Genomic DNA, 20,129 nt, shown 5'->3' with positions numbered 1-20,129 from the left:
GATGCAAGCCCGCTTCTGCGAGGGGGCGAGTGATCGCCCCCGGGTTCGACGCATCAGGCGGCGCCCTGGCCCTCGGCCAGGAAGAACCAGGTCTCGAGCACCGAGTCCGGGTTCAGCGACACGCTTTCGATGCCCTGCTGCATCAGCCACTTGGCCAGGTCCGGGTGGTCCGAAGGCCCCTGGCCGCAGATGCCGATGTACTTGCCGGCCTTGTTGCAGGCCGCGATGGCATTGGCCAGCAGCTTCTTGACCGCAGGATTTCGCTCGTCGAACAGGTGGGCGATGATGCCTGAGTCGCGGTCCAGGCCCAGGGTCAGCTGGGTCAGGTCGTTGGAGCCGATCGAGAAGCCGTCGAAATACTCCAGGAACTCCTCGGCGAGGATGGCGTTGGACGGCAGCTCGCACATCATGATCACGCGCAGGCCATTGTCGCCGCGCGCCAGGCCGTTCTCGGCCAGCAGGTCGACCACCTGGCTGGCCTCGCCCAGGGTGCGCACGAACGGCACCATGATCTCGACGTTGGTCAGCCCCATCACGTTGCGCACGCGCTTGAGCGCACGGCATTCGAGCTCGAAGCAGTCACGGAACGACTCGCTGATGTAGCGCGAGGCGCCGCGGAAGCCCAGCATCGGGTTCTCTTCTTCCGGCTCGTAGAGCTTGCCGCCGATCAGGTTGGCGTACTCGTTGGACTTGAAGTCCGACAGGCGCACGATGACCTTTTTCGGGTAGAAGGCAGCCGCCAGGGTGCTGATACCCTCGACCAGCTTCTCGACGTAGAACTCGACCGGGTCGTCGTAGCCGGCGATGCGCTTGTCGACGCTGTCCTTGAGTTCCGGCGGCAGGCCGTCGTAGTTGAGCAGCGCCTTGGGATGCACGCCGATCATGCGGTTGATGATGAACTCCAGGCGCGCCAGGCCGACACCGGCGTTGGGCAGCTGGGCGAAGTCGAAGGCGCGATCCGGGTTGCCGACGTTCATCATGATCTTGAACGGCAGTTCGGGCATGGCATCGACCGAGTTCTGCTTGACGTCGAAGCCCAGCTCGCCCTCGAAGATGAAGCCGGTGTCGCCTTCGGCGCAGGACACGGTCACGCCCTGACCGTCCTTGAGCAGTTGCGTCGCGTTGCCGCAACCGACCACCGCAGGAATGCCCAGCTCACGGGCGATGATCGCGGCATGGCAGGTGCGCCCGCCGCGGTTGGTGACGATGGCGCTGGCGCGTTTCATCACCGGCTCCCAGTCCGGGTCGGTCATGTCGGAGACCAGCACGTCGCCCGGCTGGACCTTGTCCATTTCCGAGACATCGTGGATCACCCGCACCTTGCCGGCCCCGATGCGCTGGCCAATGGCACGGCCTTCGACCAGCACCTTGCCTTTTTCCTTGAGCAGATAGCGCTCCATGACGTTGGCGCTGGAGCGGCTCTTCACGGTTTCGGGGCGCGCCTGGACGATGTACAGCTTGCCGTCGTCACCGTCCTTGGCCCACTCGATGTCCATCGGCCGCTGGTAGTGCTGCTCGATGATCATGGCCTGCTTGGCCAGCTCGTTGACCTCTTCGTCGCTCAGGCAGAAACGCGCACGTTCGGCGCGGTCGACGTCGACGGTCTTGACCGAACGACCGGCCTTGGCTTCGTCGCCATAGACCATCTTGATCGCCTTGCTGCCCAGGTTGCGACGCAGGATCGCCGGGCGACCGGCCTCCAGGGTCTGCTTGTGGACGTAGAATTCGTCAGGGTTGACGGCCCCTTGCACCACGGTTTCGCCCAGGCCGTAGGCACCGGTGATGAACACCACGTCACGGAAGCCCGACTCGGTGTCCAGGGTGAACATCACGCCAGCGGTGCCGGTTTCGGAACGGACCATGCGCTGCACACCGGCAGACAACGCCACCAGTTTGTGGTCGAAGCCCTGGTGCACGCGGTAGGCGATGGCGCGGTCGTTGAACAGCGAGGCGAAGACTTCCTTGGCCGCGCGGATCACGTTGTCCACGCCGCGGATGTTGAGGAAGGTCTCCTGCTGGCCGGCGAAGGAGGCATCGGGCAGGTCTTCGGCGGTCGCCGAGGAGCGCACGGCCACGGCCATGTTGTCGTTGCCGGCGGCCATTGCGGCGAAGGCCGTGCGAATTTCCGCATCCAGGCGCGCCGGGAACTGGGCGTCCATCACCCACTGGCGGATCTGCGCGCCGGTCTTGGCCAGGGCGTTGACGTCGTCCACGTCCAGGGCGTCGAGGGCCGCGTGAATCTGGTCGTTCAGGCCACTTTGCTCGAGAAAATCACGGTACGCCTGAGCCGTAGTGGCAAAGCCGCCCGGCACCGAGACGCCGGCACCGGCGAGGTTACTGATCATCTCGCCCAGGGATGCGTTCTTGCCCCCCACATGCTCCACATCATGGACGCCGAGCTTATCGAGGGAAACTACGTACTCTACCAAGGTGATCTCTCCACTGACTGTGTTGGAAAAGCTCAAGGGCGCCCGCCTGTCGACGCTGCGGCTGGGCCGGGACGCTGGTGGCCTGGACCTGGAAAATAAGTGAGAATGCCGAACGTCCGCGTTCGGCAAACCGAACCTATCATATCCAGAAACATTCGGCAGCTTAAGGCCCCTGGCGCAAATGAAACGATCCGCGTTCTTCATCTCCGACGGCACCGGCATCACCGCCGAAACCCTGGGCCAGAGTCTGCTGGCGCAGTTCGATAGCATTCCCTTCGCCAAATTCACTCGCCCCTACATCGACACGCTGGACAAGGCGCGGGCCATGGTCCAGCAGATCAACGCGGCGGCCGAGCGCGACGGCGTGCGGCCGATCATCTTCGACACCATCGTCAACCAGGACATCCGCGAGGTCATGGCCACGTCCAACGGCTTCATGATCGACATCTTCTCGACCTTTCTTTCGCCGCTGGAGCAGGAACTGACAGCGCATTCGTCCTATTCGGTCGGCAAGTCCCACTCCATTGGCGGCAACTCCAACTACATGGAGCGGATCGAGGCCGTCAACTTCGCCCTGGACAACGACGATGGCGCACGCACCCATTATTACGACAAGGCCGACCTCATATTGGTGGGCGTGTCGCGATGCGGCAAGACGCCGACGTGTTTGTACATGGCCATGCAGTTCGGCATTCGCGCCGCCAATTACCCGCTGACCGAAGACGACATGGAGCGCCTGCAACTGCCGCCGGTGCTGAAGAAGCACCACGGCAAGCTGTTCGGCCTGACCATCGATGCCGATCGGCTGACCGCCATCCGCCATGAACGCAAGCCCAACAGCCGCTACTCCAGCTTCGCCCAGTGCGAGTTCGAAGTGCGCGAGGTGGAGAACCTGTTCCGTCGCGAGAACATCCCCAACATCAACTCCACGCACTTCTCGGTGGAGGAGATTTCCGCGAAGATCCTCGTGGAGAAAGGCGTGGAGCGGCGCTTCAAGTAGCCCCAACCTCGCTCTGCAGCGCAAAAAAACGAGCCCCGGCAGCATGGCCGGGGCTCGTTCGTTTCAGCGTCAGGATCAGGACGGTACGACCACCGCCTGCCCGCTCAGCGCCAGGTCGACCAGCTCACGGTTGGCCACGGCATACATCGCGTAGTCCGTACCGCTGGCATTGCGCAGGTCGTCGAGCATGGCGCGCCAGCGCTCGACCATCACCTGATGCTGCTCGACCCACAGCGCCACCCGGGCGTCCATGTCGTCCGGGGCATCGGCCATCTGCAGGACCGAGATGGTGATGGCCCGCTGCTGCAGGTCGATGTCGTCGCGGAACGCTTCGCGGGCCAGGGCCTGCCAGTTGTTCTCCACCGGCAGGTTGCTGATTTCCTGCAGGTACCAGGTCAGGTCCAGCGCGCTGCCCACGGCGAAGAACGCCTTGGCCACCTGCGCCGGGTCATGGCCGGTGACGTCCGAGGCCTCGATGATCGGCAACAGGGTGTACAGGTGCGTGGTGCCGGCCACCATGCGTGCCAGCAGCTCGGGCACGCCGGCTTCGACGAAGCCCTGGTAGCGCGTCTGCCAGCGGTCGCGGGTGGGGCCTTCGAGCAGTTCGTCGAGCTTGAGCCCCAACTGGGCGATCTTCGGCCCGAAGTGGGCGGTATCGCGGCCCGCGTCCTGCTCGTTGCGACGGCTGCGCAGGAACCAGCGGGTGGCCCGACGCCCCAGACGCATCAGCTCGTCCATCAGGGTCAGCTGGATTTCGGCCGGGACCTGGTAGTCCAGGGCCTCGATCTGGCGGAACCAGTGCGGCAGGTGGAAGATGTCGCGCACGATCACGTAGGCACCGGCCACGTTTGCCGGGCTCATGCCGGTGGACTCCTTCAGGCGCTGCACGAAGGTGATGCCCATGTTGTTGACCAGGTCGTTGGCGATCTGGTTGCTGACGATCTCGCGCTTGAGGCGGTGACGGCGCATGGCCTCGGCGAACTTGCTGACCAGCGACGGCGGAAACGCGGTTTCCATGTCGCGGGTCAAGTAGTCGTCGTCCGGCACCTGGGACTTGAGCAACTGCTCCTTGAGGTCGATCTTGCTGTAGGAGATCAGCACCGACAGTTCGGCGCGGGTCAGGCCATGGCCGGCCGCCAGGCGCTCGGCCAGCTGGTCCTCGCTGGGCAGGAATTCGATGGCACGGTCGAGCTTGCCACGTGCCTCCAGGTCGGCCATCAGGCGCTTGTACTCGGCGATCCGCTCGCGGGCACGGCGCGCCGCCAGCGACAGGGCCTGGGTCTGCTTGTAGTTGTTGCCCAGCACCAGCGAGGAGACTTCCTCGGTCATGCTGCCCAGCAGCTGATTGCGCTGCTTCTCGGTCATGTCGCCTGCCTGCACCACTTCGTTGAGCAGGATCTTGATGTTGACCTCATGGTCCGAGCAGTCCACGCCACCGGCGTTGTCGATGAAGTCGGTGTTGGTGGCGCCGCCGTTGAGCCCGAACTCGACGCGGCCGAGCTGGGTCATGCCCAGGTTGCCACCCTCGCCCACCACCTTGCAGCGCAGCTCGTTGCCGTTGACGCGCAGCGCATCGTTGGCCTTGTCGCCGACGTCGGCATGGCTTTCGCTGCTGGCTTTGACGTAGGTACCGATGCCGCCGTTCCACAGCAGGTCGACCGGTGCCTGCAACAGCGCGTGCAGCAGTTCGGTCGGGGTCAGCCGGTCGGCCTGGATGGCGAAGCGTTCCTTCATCTGCGCGCTGATGGCGATGCTCTTGGCGCTGCGCGGGAAGATGCCGCCGCCCTCGGACATGATCGTGGTGTCGTAGTCGGTCCAGGCCGAACGCGGCAGCTCGAACAGGCGCTTGCGCTCGGCGAAGCTGGTAGCCGTATCCGGATTCGGGTCGATGAAGATGTGCAGGTGGTTGAAGGCGGCCACCAGTTGCAGCTTCTCGGACATCAGCAGGCCGTTGCCGAATACGTCACCGGCCATGTCGCCGATGCCGACCACGCTGATCGGGTCTTCCTGCACGTTGATACCGCGCTCGCGGAAGTGGCGCTGCACGCCGACCCAGGCGCCGCGCGCCGTGATGCCCATGCCCTTGTGGTCGTAGCCGGCCGAGCCGCCCGAGGCGAAGGCGTCGCCGAGCCAGAAGCCGTAGTCGTTGGCGATGCCGTTGGCGATGTCGGAGAAGGTCGCGGTGCCTTTGTCCGCCGCCACCACCAGGTAGGGGTCGTCATCGTCGTGACGGACCACATTGACCGGGGGCACCACGCCGCCGTCCTTGAGGTTGTCGGTGATGTCGAGCAGGCCGCTGATGAAGATGCGGTAGCAGGCGATGCCCTCGGCGGCGATCTCGTCGCGGCCCCCGCCCAGGGGCAAGCGCCGTGGCAGGAAGCCGCCCTTGGCGCCGACCGGCACGATCACCGAATTCTTCACCTGCTGGGCCTTGACCAGGCCGAGCACTTCGGTGCGGTAGTCTTCTTCGCGGTCCGACCAGCGCAGGCCGCCGCGGGCGACGTTGCCGAAGCGCAGGTGCACGCCCTCCACCCGTGGCGAATAGACGAATATCTCGAACTTGGGCACCGGCTTGGGCAGTTCGGGGATCAGGCGCGGGTTGAACTTGAAGCTGAAGTAGCCCTTCTGCTGGCCATTGCCGTCGGTCTGATAATAGTTGGTGCGCAGGGTGGCCTTGATCAGGTCCAGGTAGCGCCGCAGGATGCGGTCCTCGTTGAGCACCTGCACGTCGTCCAGGGCATTGAGGATCGCCTGCTCCAGGCGCTGCTGCTTGTCGTCCAGGTCGTCCTGGCCGAGCTTGCGTGCCAGGTAGAAGCGGGTCTTGAACAGGCGAGTGAGTTCGCGGGCGATGTCGGTATGGTTGTTAAGCGTGCTGGCGATGTAGCCGAGGTCGAAGCCCAGGCGGATCTGCTTCATGTAGCGGGCATAGGCGCGCAACAGCGCCACGTCGCGCCATGGCAGGCCGGCCGTGAGCACCAGGCGGTTGAAGGCGTCGTTTTCGGCTTCGCCCTGGACGATGTGGATGAAGGCGTCCTGCAGGGTGTCGTTGAGCTGCTGCAGGTCCAGGTCCAGGCCTTCGCTGTAGGTGAAGGCGAAGTCGTGGATCCAGAATTCGCGGCCATTGGCGTGGCGCAGCCGGTACGGGAACTCACCGAGCACACGCAGCCCCAGGTTCTCCAGGATCGGCAGCACGTCGGACAGCGCCAGCGGTGTATCGGCGTGGTACAGCTTGCAGTGCAGCAGGCGCTCGCCGATCTGGGTCAGCGGCTGGTAGAAGCTCATGGCCAAAGGCTTGGCCTCGGACAGCGCCAGAACGTGTTGCAGGTCGACCACCGCCGAGTGCGCGGCGAAACGCTCGCGGTAGCCGGCCGGGAAGCCCTTGGGAAAGTCGGCGAGGATATTGGTGCCCTGGGCCTCGCCGAAGTTGTCCACCACCAGCGCCGAGTAGTCGTCCTGCCAGGAGCGGCAGGCCTGGATCACTTCGTTTTCCAGTTGCTGGGGGTCGATGTCGATGCGGTTCTTCGGGTCGACCCGCAGGATCAGTTGCACCCGCGCCAGTACCGACTCGGAGAAGAAAGTCCAGAACTCGCAGTCCGAGGCCTTGAGGCGCTCCATCAGCACCTGCTGGATCTTCTGCCGCACCTCGGTGGAATAGACCTCACGCGGCACATAGGCCAGGCAGTAGCAGAAGCGCCCGTACGGATCCTTGCGCAGGAACACGCGGATCTTGTTGCGCTCCTGGATCTGCACGATCGACATGGTGGTGTTGAACAGTTCGTCGATCGGCGTCTGGAACAGGTCGTCGCGCGGCAGCACCTCGAGGACTTGGGTCAGTTCCTTGCCCAGGTGCGCCTGGGGGTCGAAGTTCGAGCGGCGCTCCACTTCCGCGACCTTCTCGCGAATGTAGGGAATGGTGTACACGCTCTCGCCGTACACCGTCGAAGTGTACAGGCCCATGAAGCGGCATTCCCTGAGCACCTTGCCCTCGGCGTCGATCTGGCGGATCGACACGTAGTCCGGGTAGGCCGGACGGTGCACGCGACTGGGCTGCGAGGCCTTGGCGAACGACAGCAGGCGCGGCTCGCGCAGGTAACTGACGGCGTAGTCCTCGATGCGCCGGTCGTCGCTGCTCAGGCCGCTGCGCAGCACTCGGGGCAGACCGAGGAACGAGGATTCGTCGTACACCAGGCTGCCGCCGGCGGCGTCGGACTCGACCACGAACTCTTCGTAGCCGAGGAAGGTGAAGTGGTTGTCCAGCAGCCAGGTGAGGAAATTCTGCACCTCGGCCTTGTCGTTCTGCGCCGGACCGAACGCGTTTTCGCCCACCAGCGCCAGCAGGTCGCGCACCTTGGCCTTCATCGGCTCGAAGTCGGCCACCACCACGCGCACATCGGCCAGTACCAGCTCCAGTTCGCGGCTCAGGCTGGTGAGCTCGGCGGCGTTGGCGCAGCGGTCGATTTCCAGGTACATCAGCGATTCGTGGTTGACCCCCTCACCCTGGCTGCCCTTGGGCAGCAGTTCGAGCAACTCGCCCTTGGCGCCCCGGCGAGTGCTCAGCACGGTGGTCTGCAAGGTGTGGATGCTGTAGCCGCGGCGGTTGAGCTCGGTACGCACCGAATCCACCAGGAACGGCAGGTCATCGTGCAGCACTTCGACCACGGTGTGGGTGGACTGCCAGCCGTGGCGCTCGTAGTCGGGGTTGTAGACCCGCACCAGCGGCGTGGCCGAGTCGAAGCGCTCGATGGTGCGCCAGGCGGAAAGCGTGCAGCCGGCGAGGTCGGACAGCCGACGCTGGGTGAGTTCGTCCAGAGAAATGATGCCGAAGAACTGCTCGGCGAACAGCGCCACTTGTGGCAGGGACTGCTCGCCGATGTGCTGCGCCAGGGCCGCTTGCAGTTGGTGCTGGAAGTCGGCCTTGCTGGCTGCGGTGAAAAACGCCATCTGTGGTACTCCGCTTGGGCTGTTTTTTTGGTGAAGCGTCGTTAGGCTCCGCCGTCTCTGGATCAACCATAGCCAACCCGAGGCAGCGCAACGATGGAATCAAGGCGTGGGACAGGTCCTGCGCGTCGGCGTTCCGGACCGTGTTCCATGGATGGGTATCTGCAAAGACGATCACAAAGGCAGTGACTCAACGGATATCCATCGACTGGGCAGCTTAACGACTGCACGGTCACCACGGCTTGCAGCGCTGCGACATATTCGGTCAAGGGCCGGTAATCGCGCGGTTTATGCCGTGCCCCAAGGCTGGCACAATCGCATTTCACTTCCTTGAACCGAGCCGCCCATGCAACTGAAAACCGCCCTGCTCTTCGCCACCCCGTGCGACGAGGAAGAAGACGACATGGCGACCTTGTGCTGCCACAGCGACAAGGGCCAGATGTTCCTGCTGACCCGTTACCCCGATGAGGACACCGTCGACCTGACGCTGGACGACGAACCGTCGACGCTGGACGGGTTGAAGGCGACCCTGAGTGCCCAGCGCCTGCTGATCGAAGTGGCCGCGGGCGATCGTGACGCGCTCAGGGGTGACGAACAGCTGGAAATCTTCCTGACCAGTGCGGGGACCGACCTGGATGAGGTGGCGCAGACCCTGCGCAACATTCTCGACGGTACGGGTAGCTTCGTCTGCGAACTGTGAGCACGACTCGCCTGCCGATTGACAGATACCGGTGCAACCAGGCATTGTCTGACAACCTGACTACTAGGCAGCACGTTCCATGCTAGAGCTTCAGCGCCCCGATACCCTGGTCGATCGCGTCGTCAGCGCCATACGTGGCGAGATCGATTCGGGCCGGCTGGCGGCCGAATCGCGGCTGCCCACCGAACAGCAGCTGGCCGAGCAGCTGAACGTCAGCCGTTCGGTAGTGCGTGAAGCGGTGGCCCAGCTCAAGGCCGATGGTGTGCTGATCGCCCGCCGTGGATTGGGCTCGTACATCTCGCAGACGCCCGGCGGCACCGTGTTCCGCTTTCCCGGCAGTGGCAGCCGCTCGCCCGACCTGGTGCAAATGTTCGAGATGCGCCTGTGGATCGAGACCCAGGCGGCGGCCATCGCCGCGCGGCGCCGTGATGACGCCGACCTGGCGCGCATGGCCGAGGCCTTGCAAGTCATGCTCGATCCGCGCAGCGACCTGGCCACCGCCGCCGCTGCAGACGTGGCGTTCCACCGGGCCATCGCCGAGGCGAGCAAGAACGGTTACTTCGTCGCCTTCCACGACTTCATCGGCGGCCAACTGGCCCATGCCCGGCGCACCGCATGGGAGAACTCGGCCCGTCCTGCCGTAGGCGGCTCCGCCGACGCCCGGCGCGAGCACCAGGCGCTGTATCAGGCCATCGCCGACGGTGACCGTCAGGCCGCAGCCGGCTGCGCCGAAGCCCACCTGCACGCCTCGGCAAAACGCCTGAAGCTCGACTTGCCCGCCCTCGACTGAATCCTGGAGATCACTCATCACGACTTTTTCTTCGCGCCACTTAGTCTGACAACCTGATAAGCAGATCTACCGACAACAATTCAAGGAACCTGCATGACACACGATTACTGCATCATCGGCGGCGGCATCGTCGGCCTCGCCACGGCCATGGCGCTGCTGGAGCAGCGGCCGGGCGCTTCGCTGCTGATACTCGAGAAGGAAGATCAGTTGGGCCGCCACCAGACCGGCCACAACAGCGGTGTGATCCACGCTGGTATTTACTACGCCCCTGGAAGCCTCAAGGCCGAGCTGTGCAAGCGTGGCGCCCAGGCCACCCAGGCGTTCTGCCGTGAACACGGCATCGCCTTCGAGGTGTGCGGCAAGCTGCTGGTGGCGTCCAACGACCTGGAGATGCAGCGCATGCAGGCGCTGCACCAGCGCTCCCAGGAGAACGGGCTGAAGGTCGAGCGCCTGGATGCAACTGAGCTGGCGCGGCGCGAACCAAACATCGTCGGCCAGGGCGCGTTGTTCGTCGATTCCACAGGGATCGTCGATTACAAGGAGGTGTGCAAGGCCATGGCGCGGGTGATCGAGCGCGCCGGCGGCGAGGTGCGTCTGTCCACCACGGTGTGGGCGATCCAGGAACACGCCGATCACGTCACCGTGACCAGCGATGCCAACACCTGGCGCGCGCGCCAGTTGGTCGCCTGTGCCGGATTGCAATCGGACCGGTTGGCCCGAATGGCCGGCGTGAAGATCGACCATCAGATCATTCCGTTCCGCGGCGAGTACTACCGCCTGCCCGCCAGCAAGAACCAGATCGTCAACCACCTCATCTATCCCATTCCCGATCCGGACCTGCCCTTTCTGGGCGTGCACCTCACCCGCATGATCGATGGCAGCGTGACCGTCGGCCCCAATGCCGTACTGGGCCTGGGCCGAGAGAATTACCCGAAGTTCTCGGTGAACTGGCGTGATGTGGCCGAATACGCCCGTTTCCCCGGACTCTGGAAAACCCTCTGGAATCATCTGGGTTCCGGCACCCGGGAAATGAAGAACTCGTTGTTCAAGCGCGGCTATCTGGAGCAGTGCCGAAAATACTGCCCGTCGCTGACGGTGGAAGACCTGCTGCCCCACGAGGCCGGCATCCGCGCCCAGGCAGTGATGCGCGACGGCACCCTGGTCCACGATTTCCTCTTCGCCGAAACGCCGCGCATGGTGCATGTGTGCAATGCGCCCTCGCCCGCTGCCACCTCGGCCATTCCCATCGGCCGGATGATCGCCGAACGCATCCTCAAGTCCCGCTGAATGCTGCTGCACCTTCCCACTACAAACATAATAAGGAACACATGATGTCGGTACATGAAACGGCGCCCGCCGCCACGGAAACTCCGGAACAGCAACGCAAACGCCTGCGCAAGGTCGCGGCGGCGACCATCTTCGGTTCGATGCTGGAGTGGTACGACTTCTACCTCTACGCGACCATGGCGGCGATCGTCTTCTCGAAGATCTTCTTCGATGCCAGCAATCCGGCGGTGGCGTCGCTGCTGGCATTCTCCACCTTCGCCATCGGCTTCATCGCCCGCCCCTTCGGTGGCATCCTGTTCGGCTACCTGGGCGACCGCTTCGGCCGCAAGCACGTGCTGGTGATCACCTTCTGCCTGATGGGCGTGTGCACGATGCTCATCGGCCTGATTCCCGGCTATGCCAGCATCGGCCTGTGGGCGCCGATCCTGCTGGTGACGATCCGTGTCATCCAGGGCCTGGGCGCTGGCGCGGAACTGTCCGGTGCGGCAGTCACCTCCTACGAGCATGCCAGCGAGGGCAAGCGCGGAAGCCAGGGCGCCTGGCCAGCGCTGGGGCTGAACCTGGGCCTGCTGCTGTCGTCGCTGACGGTGTACCTGCTGACCATGAACGGCAACGACTTCCTCCTGGCCGGCGGCTGGCGGATTCCCTTCATCGCCAGCATCGCCCTGGTGGCGGTGGGCCTGTGGGTACGCAGGAGCATTCCTGAAACCCCGGACTTCAAGGCCCTCGATACCGCCAAGGAGACGCCTCGGGTGTCACCGCTCAAACAGTTGCTGCGCCAGGATCGCAAAGGCCTGGCTGTGGTGTTCTTCGTGGCGGTGGGCTACAACGCGCTGAGCTACATCTTCAAGACCTTCTCTCTCGCCTACCTGACCCAGTTCAAGGGCGTGGACGCGCACGTAACGTCTCTGTCGGTGACCATCGCCAGCCTGGTGGCGATCTTCGCCGTGCCGTTCTTCGGCTGGCTGTGCGACCGCTGGAGCAGCAAGACCGTGTTGATGCTCGGAGGGCTGCTGTCGGCGCTGTTCGCCTATCCGTTCCTGCACCTGCTCGAGACCGGCGAACCGCTGTCGATCTACGTGGCGATCGCCCTCGGCACCGGCCTGCTGGCACCGATGATGTTCGCCCCCCAGGGCTCGTTCCTCAGCCGCCAGTTCCCTACCGAAACCCGCACTTCGGGCTTCGGCACCGGCCGTGAAATCGGCACCGCGGTGGCCGGCGGGCTGGCGCCCCTGGGCGGCCTGGCACTGGTGGCGAGCTCGGCCACTCACTCCACCGACGGCGTGGCGGTGATCCTGGCAGTGGCCGGCGTGCTGGTGGTGGTGTTCGCCCTGTGCGATCAGGGACGTCGATACTCCTCTGCCAAGAACTGATGATGAAAGTGGGTGCCGTGCCTCTCGCCCGGCGCCAGCGCCTCGCCTATGATCCGTTCCCGGACGATTGACTTCAGGCGAGGACCTTCATGAGTCATCCGATCTTCAGATTCAGCACTCAGGCACTGCCGCCCAAATCGCGCTTCGAAGCCTGGCGCGACGAGGTCAACGCGCTGTTCGAGATCGATATCGGGACCCACGCCCGTGCCACGTTCAACTACAGCCTGGCCACCGCCTACGTCGGCGACCTGCTGATGGGCTGCGGCACCTGGGAAGGCGAACAGGCGCCGGTGCAGTATGCGGTCAAGCGCGGCCAGCGCATGCTCCGTCGCGATGGGCTGGATCACTACTACATCTGCCTGGGCCTTTCCCATGCCATCTGCGGATCGGCGGGTCGTCAGCCGCTGTCGACCCAGGCCTCGCAGATCTACGTGCTCGACCTGGCACGCGAGCTGGACAGCGAAATCGTCGCAGGCGACACCATCATCCTGACCATCCCGCGAGACGTGTTGAGCGCCCGCCTGGGCCACAAGGACCTGCATGGCCTGGTGGTGCAAGGCGCATTGGGCGGGCTGCTGGCCGATCACATGCGCGCCCTGCGCCATCGCCTGCCCGACCTCACGCCCGAGGAACTGCCCCATGTGTACCAGGCGACCCTGGCCATGGTCGCCGCAGCCTTGGCGCCCGGCGCCGCCACGCTCGACGACGCGGCCCCGCACATCGACCATCGCCTGCTGGCCCGCGCCCGTCAGCTGATCGAGCAGCAGTTGTCCAGGCCGGACCTCGATCCGGCATCCGTCGCACGACAACTGGGCGTGTCACGCGCCGCGCTGTACCGGCTGTTCGCGGCGGACTCGGGGGTGGCGGCCTATATCCAGCGACGCCGCCTGATCAAGGCTCGGGAGCTGCTGCGCAACGGCCATGTCGATCGACCGCGCATCTCCAGTCTGGCCTACGCGTGCGGCTTCAAGAGCGAGGCGCACTTCAGCCGTGCCTTCAAGGCAGCCTTCGGCTACACCCCTTCCGAGGCGCGAGAGCAGACGGCTGCCCAGCCGGCGAGCGCCACCAAGCACCAGGACATGCACACCGGCTTCTCTCTCAAGGCGCTGCTCGAGCGTATGAACAGCGGCTGAGACGTACTGTTAAAAGTTGGAGACGCCCGGTCAAGAGAATCAGCCGGCCAGTTGAATGTCGCCTTTTATAATCGTCTGCACGCACTCGGCGGGTTTGGGTGGCCGCACTAAAGCAATACCGTCGCATTCGAACCAGGGTTTGCGACGGGTACGCAAAACACCGGCCTGATCCTGCCGTGCCGCGTCTACGTCAACCTCGCGCACATCACATCAACAACCTTCGTTCGCACAGACGACGCTCTGGAGCGCGGCGAGCCGTTGTGCGCACGTCAGATCAAAAGGCACCTGTATGAACAAGAGTGTATTGGCGATCGCGTTGAGCACCTGCCTGCTCAGCGCCTGCAGTTCCACGCCGTCGATGTCATCCATCACGGGCGATGAGCGCTTCTCGGAAAGTTTCGTGCGCGCCCACCTCATCAAGGACAAGACCACCCTGGCCGAGGTGGCGAGCCTTTATGGAGAACCGGAGTCACGCAACAACTACAGTGACGGCAGTTCGAGCCTGACCTACAGAAAGCGCACGACCCGGGACCAGTTGAAGTCTCTCTACAACCTGGTGGACGCCATCCCGGGGGCCGACTCGGCGAAGTCGGCATTGGCCCAGGCCAGCAACAAGACGTATGACCTGGACAAGGCCAGCAGCTCGTTGAAGGAGCTGTCGGGCAACAAGGATCATGACAGCAACTATCTGAGTGTCACGTTCGACAAGAACGGTATCGTCAGGTCCTGGTCGCAGTAGTGGTGCGCTGGGCCCGTACGGTGAGGCGCCGGGCTTGTGGCCTACTGATGTAGGTCAATTCAACGCCCAGGGGCCTTCGCTGGGCGGGATCTTCACTCTTCTGTGGCCGAACGGAAACCACGCCGCCTAGAGCATTGCAGACCGTGAACCTCGCCGGGGTGGATCGTTTTTTTTCCCTTGATGAAACGTTTCACCCCGTCTATAAAAATGGCACAACTCCAAGAAAGGCTGTCGCCATGACCCCACTGAAACTGTTCGTCGCGCTTAGCGCGATGTCCGCTGCCTCCCACGCCCTGGCCTGGGATTACGTTCTGCTCGACACCGACAAAGCCGCCCAGAGCTGGCAGATCACCAGCCAGCAACTCGGAATCAAGACCGAAAAACCCTTCAGCGTCACCCTGCGCACCTTGCACGGCGGTCGCCAGGAGGGTGTCAGCATCGTCGATATCGATAACGGCACGATGAAACTCTCGGTGGTGCCCACTCGCGGAATGAATGTCTTGCAGGCCTCGGTCAGCACGGTGCGCATGGGTTGGGATTCTCCGGTCGAGGAAGTGGTCAACCCGGCATTCATCGAACTCAATGGCCGCAGTGGCCTGGGTTGGCTGGAAGGGTTCAATGAACTGGTCGCCCGTTGCGGATACGAATGGGTCGGCCATCCAGGCGTCGACAACGGCGAACTGCTTACCCTGCACGGCCGGGCCGCCAACATTCCTGCCAGCAAGGTCACCCTGCATATCGATGAAAAACCACCTTACGCCATCACCCTGCGCGGCGAATTGAAAGAGCAGGCGTTCAAGAAGGTCGACTTCTCGGTCGCGACCGAACTGGTCACCGAACCCGGCAGCGTCATGTTCGCTCTCAATGATACTCTGACCAATAACGGCGACTATCCAAAGGAATACCAGGCGCTGTATCACAGCAACTTCAGCACCCCGTTCCTGGAACAGGGCGCTCGTTTCGCTGCGCCGGTGAAACAGGTGTCACCGTTCAATGACAAGGCCAAAATCGACCTGCCCGACTGGCAAATCTACCGCGCACCGACCAAGGACTACGACGAAACGGTCTACAACGTGGTGCCGTATGCCGATGCCAAGGGCGATACCTTGACCGTACTGCATAACAAGGCCGCCAACCTCGGCGTTTCTGTTGGCTTCAACACCCAGACCCTGCCCGTCTTTTCCCTGTGGAAAAACACCGATACCCAAGGCCAGGGCTATGTCACGGGGCTGGAGCCAGGGACCAGTTTTTCCTACAACCGCCGTTACCAGCGACCACTGAATCTGGTGCCGACGATCGGGCCCAAGGAACACAAGCAGTTCCGCATCAGCTACAGCTTGTTAGCGGATAAAGCAGCCGTGAACAAGGCCTTGAAGCGGGTAAGCGAGATTCAGGATGGGCGCGAGACTGAAGTGCGGCAGACGCCGCTGGTTGATCTCGCCCGAGAGTGACATAGGTTGAAGAATTGCCTGACGACGGTGGTGCCAGGCGTCCAGGTGTTCGCGACCTGGTCCATCGAAGAGTTCAGGGTTCGCCAGCCAGCGCGTGACCTTGAGCTGTTGATGGGCTGCTGGCGACTATTGGAGTATCCGGCAGTCATCTCGAGATTTTCAGACAGCCCTCGGACAAACGCCGGTGCACGCTACTCCTCACCCTTGCTGCAGTCCGAGAAAAATATAATGCAATTTTTATATCCCGCACCACGGCACGTCGAGAGCGCGTTGTTTTCTGCCAGATCAAGTGCAGGTTTGCTGTTTACGGCATAGCCTGTATCGCTTCCCGCAAGCGCCACGCAGGCATTCTGATAGTAAGCCTCAAGCTTGCACGAGTGCCCAGCCTTCATCTGGCAATTATCCAGCGCCCTTCGGGTGGCTGCGTCCTTGCTGGAAAGGCCTTTCGAACTCCCGATGATTCCTTTGGGAACATAAGTAGCCAAGGCCCCCCAGGATTCGGCGGGGCTTGGTTGCGCTACTGGCTGACTCTGTTGATCCGCGCCAGGTATCGGCACGCAGTTTTGCCATCCATTACCCTGTTGCGGATACTCACCAGCGGGACAACCGCCCTCTGCATATGCAAAACCCACCACCTGGAAAAAAACCATCATTGTGAGTAACAGAGATTTTTTCATGGAATTTGCCAGGGCTCCGGCACTTTGTGCACAGACTATTCCTTCAAGTCGACTATGTCGTCGCAGGAATAGGTATTGGAATAAAGTGTTGCGCCATTGCTGACATTGGAGCACTGATAGGCAGACGAGCCCTTTTGCAGGATCAGGTAGTGAGCGATCCTCCTACCGCCCGGGCCGGGCGCCTGGTAAGCACCCTTGATTTCATAGCCAAGCTTCAGCAATTCCTGAACACCCTTCGTCCCGTCGGCCATGGCCCCGGAGCTGAGCATCGATAACGGCAAAGCGACGAGTGCCCCGACTTTGTGGATCAATTTCATAGGTTCAACACCTTCTTCGGTTACGGCTGCGAAGGTTCAGGAGAGCCCGTGATTGTACTTCATCACGACGATGCAGGATGAACGCTGCAGGGGGTTATGCCAAGTGCAGTCGTCTACTACGATCCCGCCATGGAGATGGCGGCGATGCATAGCGCCTTCTTTCCAACGACTCGATCAAATCCCAAGGCGTTGTGCGTAGTTCCTGGAAAATGCTAACCCCTTCGCCCTTTTCAATCATATGGCAGTTTTCTCAGCAGGGCACCAGGTACGTCGCGGATCCATTATTCACGGAACACATCCGTTGCCCATCCTCTACAGGCTGAGGACGAACTTGAGTTGGCGGGTACTTGGCGCGCTCCGCCTGCGCTTTTCTGAGCCGCTCCTCAGCCACTCTCCCGTATTCCTGGGTAACCCGGAGCTTTTTCTGCATCAATTGTAGGTACTTGGGGCTGTTCACCGGCACCTTTTCCATTTCCTCATCGATCTCAATGACCGCTGCGGGAAGGAAACCATTGGCAACCATTCTTTTATCGCCTTCGATATTCAACAGGTGATCATCGAGCGGTTGAGCTCTTCGGACGGCAGCTGCATTGTTATCGTTCAATGCACACCCCGCTAAAACACAGATTGCAGATACGGCCAGCATCATATTTTTCATGATTTTATTTTCGTCGTTCCATTGTTTAGCGGCAGGTTACCTGATCTCTTCACCAATTAGTTTCCAGCCACCGCTTCGCAGCAAAGCGAAAGCGTCAAGCGCTCGCTATGGCGCGCGCAGGGCCGGCTCACTCACCAAGCTTCGACGCCATGCAGCCAGTACTGGTGCACTCTCTCTCGCGCTCCTGCAGAAACGTCATTCGTTCTTGAGTCATATCTACCGCACAGCCCAGATTTACAAAGTAGCCATTGGACTTCTCTTCGCTGCATTGGCTATCACGCTGTTTGATCCAGGCGATCTGGCCATTTTTCAAAGAGGCCTGCTGTGTTGGAGTCAGATGCTTACGCAAGGCTGAGTATTGCTGGTTCAGATCGCGGTCGGCTTGTGAAAATAGGCTACCTACACAGTAAACCTGATCGAACGCGTTACGGGGTTTGGCACAGCCAGCAGCCTGCGCCCAGAGGGGGAATACAGCTACTGTCAGGGCGATTGCTACTGTTTTCATTCTAAGGCTCATGTCCTTGGCACGTGTAGCACACAGATACCCTTTCCGACTTGGGCCTTCAACCCCAATAGTGAAAAACGGGACCGACTGAGACGCACAGACAAAAAGCTGAGACGCAGAGACAAGCAATTCATTCTGCCTTCATCCTTCGAGTAGTTACTATTTTTGCAAACCAGCTCATGCTCACCTGCCTACCCACCTGCCCTCTAATCAAAGACTGAAAAGCACCTCGATGAACATTATAAAACTGCTACGCTCCTGCACCGCTTACACCAGTTTGTTGACGCTGTCGGGTTGCGCACTGATGGGCAGCGGCGCACCCACGTTGAACGACTTGTACGCCGAGCATCAGTTGAAGGGGGCAGATATAAAGGAAGCTTACCGAAAAATTGGCCCACCAGACCAAGTCGGGAAGCTGCCCAATGGTCTCTCGGTGGCGAAATGGGATGATGCCTACTCCTACACGTACGTATCTCAAGTCAATCAGTTGAGCGCAGGACCTGGCGGATCGACGATGGTGACGCCAACGGAATATACGTCCGTCACCAATCATGAATGCATTCTTTCACTGACGTTCAACGCGCAAAATATCGTGATCAATGTCGCGACTCAAAAAACTGATCCGGGCGCGTGTAGCCGTATATATAGTGGTCATCGGTGAGCGGTGGTAGTATTTGACCGGCCGCCATGAGGCTATTGTCGTAAGGAGTTCCCTGCCTATGGCCGCCAGCAGATCAAGTAAACTGCCCGCCATCAAGTATGCCTCACTTTCCGCCAACACCAAGCTCGCCGCGAACTTGGTATATCATTGCGTCTGAACCTCAGCCGCTGCGGTGGGATTGTCCTGCAGCCAATAGAGCATGGCCTTGGCCTGCATGTACTGTCATTCGCGCACGACGGCACCGGGACTCTGAGACACTGTAGCAATCCATTCGACATGTGGTCGCTGGTGGTGCGAAAGTCGGTGACCATTCCATATTTCTGTAGCTTCTGCACCGACTATCCTCAGGTTTTTAAAAAATCTCATGCCCAAGCAATTCAAAGCCAGCTTTCTGCCCCATCGTTTTTCTATACGAGGCTCTGTACGAAAAGAGATGTCCTGTTCTAAAAATCTTACCCGTTATGGCACTTCCCTAAAAAATTTCGTTCCTTTGGTAGCTGAGGAATCGACAAAATCCTTGCGATGGCGAGGCGATGATTGGGTTTCTACGAATCTCGTACAGAGCTTAGTTGACGCAAGATCATCTACCCTACCGGCAGCGCCAGCAGTTGTTTTATCACTAACCTATAATTTACTTAAGAGCCAAGCGCTCTCATCAAAGTCGAAGCATCCTTTAACAGCTCGGGATCTTGGCTCAAACTCTTAACGTCAACCAAAGCGCAAGCAGCCTTTTTCGCCGCACTTGCGTTTCCCCTCCAACACTCTGCGCTCACACTTGCAAGAGCCGCGAGTAACTCACCGTCGTATCTCTCTCCTGCCAATACATCATCTTTTATCAATATCACAGCAAAGGGTAATAACTCATTAACGAAGAGATTTTGCCTGATTGCGCGGCACACATCTCCTACACATAACTGATCAAGTGGAGTATCGCGCACCAAAAGATACCATTCGGTCAAAGACGAAGGGCTGTCTTCTGGCAACCAACCGATTTGAGTAAGACTTTCCAACTCACGAAACGTCATATCCCGGCACCATTTAAAGCTGATTCAATACGATCAATAGTATCCAACGCTCGCTGGCGTGCAACTTGCGCTGACGGTTCGTTCACGCCCTTTAGGGTTGCCGCATGGTTCCGTAAACCTCGAAGAGTGTCATTCATCTCTTTTAAGTGATCCCAATAACCACCGCCAGGCTTCGGAACAGGATTACCAGCCATATCCTTTAAGGTACCTGTAATATCACTATACTTGAAATTATTGAGAATATTATCAATTTTTCCGACAGCTCTTTTTTGGCCCTGACTCAGCGTAGCTAGAGAATCTCCAGCCCTTTTTGCACCTACTACTTCTTCCCCCTTCCGATCCGCAACCCCCCGCTCCGCCGCCGCCAACTGCGCCAGGTTCCCGCCCTCCTTGGGCACCAGCGCCGTCTCGCTATAGAAATACAGCTTCCCATCAGGCGCGACAAA

Annotated in this window: 17 protein-coding genes; 9 read left to right on the top strand and 8 right to left on the bottom strand. The window is 61.2% G+C overall.

Translation table 11 applies throughout. The features are described 5' to 3' along the window. Nucleotides 1-53: 53 nt before the first annotated feature. Nucleotides 54-2,429, bottom strand: coding sequence for a phosphoenolpyruvate synthase (gene ppsA, locus IAE34_RS17475; RefSeq protein WP_200140327.1), 2,376 nt, complete (start codon nt 2,427-2,429; stop codon nt 54-56). A gap of 181 nt (nt 2,430-2,610) precedes the next feature. Here ppsA and ppsR point away from each other — a divergent pair, with 181 nt between their 5' ends. After that, nucleotides 2,611-3,429 (top strand): posphoenolpyruvate synthetase regulatory kinase/phosphorylase PpsR, encoded by an 819-nt coding sequence (gene ppsR, locus IAE34_RS17470; protein ID WP_200140220.1) that lies wholly within the window; start codon nt 2,611-2,613, stop codon nt 3,427-3,429. Nucleotides 3,430-3,504: 75 nt separating this feature from the next. On the opposite strand, the gene IAE34_RS17465 is transcribed toward ppsR, so the two are convergent. Further along, a complete protein-coding gene (locus IAE34_RS17465; protein WP_200140219.1) occupies nt 3,505-8,370 on the bottom strand; it encodes an NAD-glutamate dehydrogenase in 4,866 nt (1,621 codons plus the stop codon). A gap of 343 nt (nt 8,371-8,713) precedes the next feature. Between IAE34_RS17465 and IAE34_RS17460 the strand changes: the two genes are divergently transcribed. The 7 genes from IAE34_RS17460 (at nt 8,714) to IAE34_RS17430 (ending at nt 15,840) form a co-directional block, all read left to right on the top strand. Further along, nucleotides 8,714-9,067 (top strand): hypothetical protein, encoded by a 354-nt coding sequence (locus tag IAE34_RS17460; protein WP_200140218.1) that lies wholly within the window; start codon nt 8,714-8,716, stop codon nt 9,065-9,067. Nucleotides 9,068-9,146: 79 nt separating this feature from the next. Further along, on the top strand, nt 9,147-9,857 hold the full coding sequence (locus tag IAE34_RS17455) for a FadR/GntR family transcriptional regulator (RefSeq protein ID WP_200140217.1): 711 nt from the start codon (nt 9,147-9,149) through the stop codon (nt 9,855-9,857). 93 nt (nt 9,858-9,950) lie between these two features. Beyond that, nucleotides 9,951-11,144 (top strand): L-2-hydroxyglutarate oxidase, encoded by a 1,194-nt coding sequence (lhgO, locus tag IAE34_RS17450; RefSeq protein ID WP_200140216.1) that lies wholly within the window; start codon nt 9,951-9,953, stop codon nt 11,142-11,144. Between the two features lie 44 nt (nt 11,145-11,188). Next, entirely contained in the window at nt 11,189-12,517 is a 1,329-nt protein-coding gene (locus IAE34_RS17445; RefSeq protein WP_200140215.1) for an MFS transporter, read from the top strand. A gap of 89 nt (nt 12,518-12,606) precedes the next feature. Continuing rightward, a complete protein-coding gene (locus IAE34_RS17440) occupies nt 12,607-13,650 on the top strand; it encodes a helix-turn-helix domain-containing protein (RefSeq protein WP_233631217.1) in 1,044 nt (347 codons plus the stop codon). 289 nt (nt 13,651-13,939) lie between these two features. Further along, complete coding sequence (locus IAE34_RS17435; RefSeq protein ID WP_200140214.1) at nt 13,940-14,389, top strand: hypothetical protein; 450 nt, start codon at nt 13,940-13,942, stop codon at nt 14,387-14,389. 236 nt (nt 14,390-14,625) lie between these two features. Further along, a complete protein-coding gene (locus tag IAE34_RS17430; protein WP_200140325.1) occupies nt 14,626-15,840 on the top strand; it encodes an aldose 1-epimerase family protein in 1,215 nt (404 codons plus the stop codon). A gap of 191 nt (nt 15,841-16,031) precedes the next feature. On the opposite strand, the gene IAE34_RS17425 is transcribed toward IAE34_RS17430, so the two are convergent. The 4 genes from IAE34_RS17425 to IAE34_RS17410 all read right to left on the bottom strand — a co-directional run bounded on the left by IAE34_RS17425 (nt 16,032) and on the right by IAE34_RS17410 (nt 17,997). Then, the gene (locus tag IAE34_RS17425; RefSeq protein ID WP_200140213.1) at nt 16,032-16,517 is read right to left on the bottom strand and encodes a DUF4189 domain-containing protein; all 486 of its coding nucleotides are present in this window, start codon (nt 16,515-16,517) and stop codon (nt 16,032-16,034) included. Nucleotides 16,518-16,552: 35 nt separating this feature from the next. Continuing rightward, nucleotides 16,553-16,834, bottom strand: coding sequence for a hypothetical protein (locus IAE34_RS17420; protein ID WP_200140212.1), 282 nt, complete (start codon nt 16,832-16,834; stop codon nt 16,553-16,555). Between the two features lie 250 nt (nt 16,835-17,084). Next, nucleotides 17,085-17,492 (bottom strand): hypothetical protein, encoded by a 408-nt coding sequence (locus IAE34_RS17415; protein ID WP_200140211.1) that lies wholly within the window; start codon nt 17,490-17,492, stop codon nt 17,085-17,087. 127 nt (nt 17,493-17,619) lie between these two features. Further along, nucleotides 17,620-17,997, bottom strand: coding sequence for a lysozyme inhibitor LprI family protein (locus IAE34_RS17410; RefSeq protein WP_200140210.1), 378 nt, complete (start codon nt 17,995-17,997; stop codon nt 17,620-17,622). Between the two features lie 232 nt (nt 17,998-18,229). Here IAE34_RS17410 and IAE34_RS17405 point away from each other — a divergent pair, with 232 nt between their 5' ends. Further along, a complete protein-coding gene (locus IAE34_RS17405) occupies nt 18,230-18,658 on the top strand; it encodes a hypothetical protein (protein WP_200140209.1) in 429 nt (142 codons plus the stop codon). Nucleotides 18,659-19,293: 635 nt separating this feature from the next. Here IAE34_RS17405 and IAE34_RS17400 read toward each other — a convergent pair. Both IAE34_RS17400 and IAE34_RS17395 read right to left on the bottom strand, forming a co-directional pair. Next, a complete protein-coding gene (locus IAE34_RS17400) occupies nt 19,294-19,683 on the bottom strand; it encodes a contact-dependent growth inhibition system immunity protein (protein WP_200140208.1) in 390 nt (129 codons plus the stop codon). Then, nucleotides 19,680-20,129: polymorphic toxin type 28 domain-containing protein (locus tag IAE34_RS17395; protein WP_200140207.1), on the bottom strand; the 450-nt coding region annotated here is incomplete at its 5' end. The genes IAE34_RS17395 and IAE34_RS17400, both read right to left, overlap by 4 nt.

Origin of the sequence: Pseudomonas sp. S30 (genome assembly GCF_016518545.1) — a bacterium.
Classification (GTDB): domain Bacteria; phylum Pseudomonadota; class Gammaproteobacteria; order Pseudomonadales; family Pseudomonadaceae; genus Aquipseudomonas.
Note: the sequence above shows the minus strand (reverse complement) of the source record. Positions and strands in the feature narration are given on the sequence as shown.

What these genes read in the sequence shown, in the direction of transcription:
- IAE34_RS17410 (WP_200140210.1), bottom strand. Translation starts at nt 17,997, where the DNA reads ATGAAAACAGTAGCAATCGCCCTGACAGTAGCTGTATTCCCCCTCTGG.
- IAE34_RS17405 (WP_200140209.1), top strand. Translation starts at nt 18,230, where the DNA reads ATGAACATTATAAAACTGCTACGCTCCTGCACCGCTTACACCAGTTTG.
- IAE34_RS17430 (WP_200140325.1), top strand. Translation starts at nt 14,626, where the DNA reads ATGACCCCACTGAAACTGTTCGTCGCGCTTAGCGCGATGTCCGCTGCC.
- IAE34_RS17455 (WP_200140217.1), top strand. Translation starts at nt 9,147, where the DNA reads ATGCTAGAGCTTCAGCGCCCCGATACCCTGGTCGATCGCGTCGTCAGC.
- IAE34_RS17400 (WP_200140208.1), bottom strand. Translation starts at nt 19,683, where the DNA reads ATGACGTTTCGTGAGTTGGAAAGTCTTACTCAAATCGGTTGGTTGCCA.
- lhgO (WP_200140216.1), top strand. Translation starts at nt 9,951, where the DNA reads ATGACACACGATTACTGCATCATCGGCGGCGGCATCGTCGGCCTCGCC.
- IAE34_RS17465 (WP_200140219.1), bottom strand. Translation starts at nt 8,370, where the DNA reads ATGGCGTTTTTCACCGCAGCCAGCAAGGCCGACTTCCAGCACCAACTG.
- IAE34_RS17440 (WP_233631217.1), top strand. Translation starts at nt 12,607, where the DNA reads ATGAGTCATCCGATCTTCAGATTCAGCACTCAGGCACTGCCGCCCAAA.
- IAE34_RS17415 (WP_200140211.1), bottom strand. Translation starts at nt 17,492, where the DNA reads ATGAAAAATATGATGCTGGCCGTATCTGCAATCTGTGTTTTAGCGGGG.
- ppsR (WP_200140220.1), top strand. Translation starts at nt 2,611, where the DNA reads ATGAAACGATCCGCGTTCTTCATCTCCGACGGCACCGGCATCACCGCC.
- IAE34_RS17445 (WP_200140215.1), top strand. Translation starts at nt 11,189, where the DNA reads ATGTCGGTACATGAAACGGCGCCCGCCGCCACGGAAACTCCGGAACAG.
- IAE34_RS17425 (WP_200140213.1), bottom strand. Translation starts at nt 16,517, where the DNA reads ATGAAAAAATCTCTGTTACTCACAATGATGGTTTTTTTCCAGGTGGTG.
- IAE34_RS17420 (WP_200140212.1), bottom strand. Translation starts at nt 16,834, where the DNA reads ATGAAATTGATCCACAAAGTCGGGGCACTCGTCGCTTTGCCGTTATCG.
- IAE34_RS17460 (WP_200140218.1), top strand. Translation starts at nt 8,714, where the DNA reads ATGCAACTGAAAACCGCCCTGCTCTTCGCCACCCCGTGCGACGAGGAA.
- IAE34_RS17435 (WP_200140214.1), top strand. Translation starts at nt 13,940, where the DNA reads ATGAACAAGAGTGTATTGGCGATCGCGTTGAGCACCTGCCTGCTCAGC.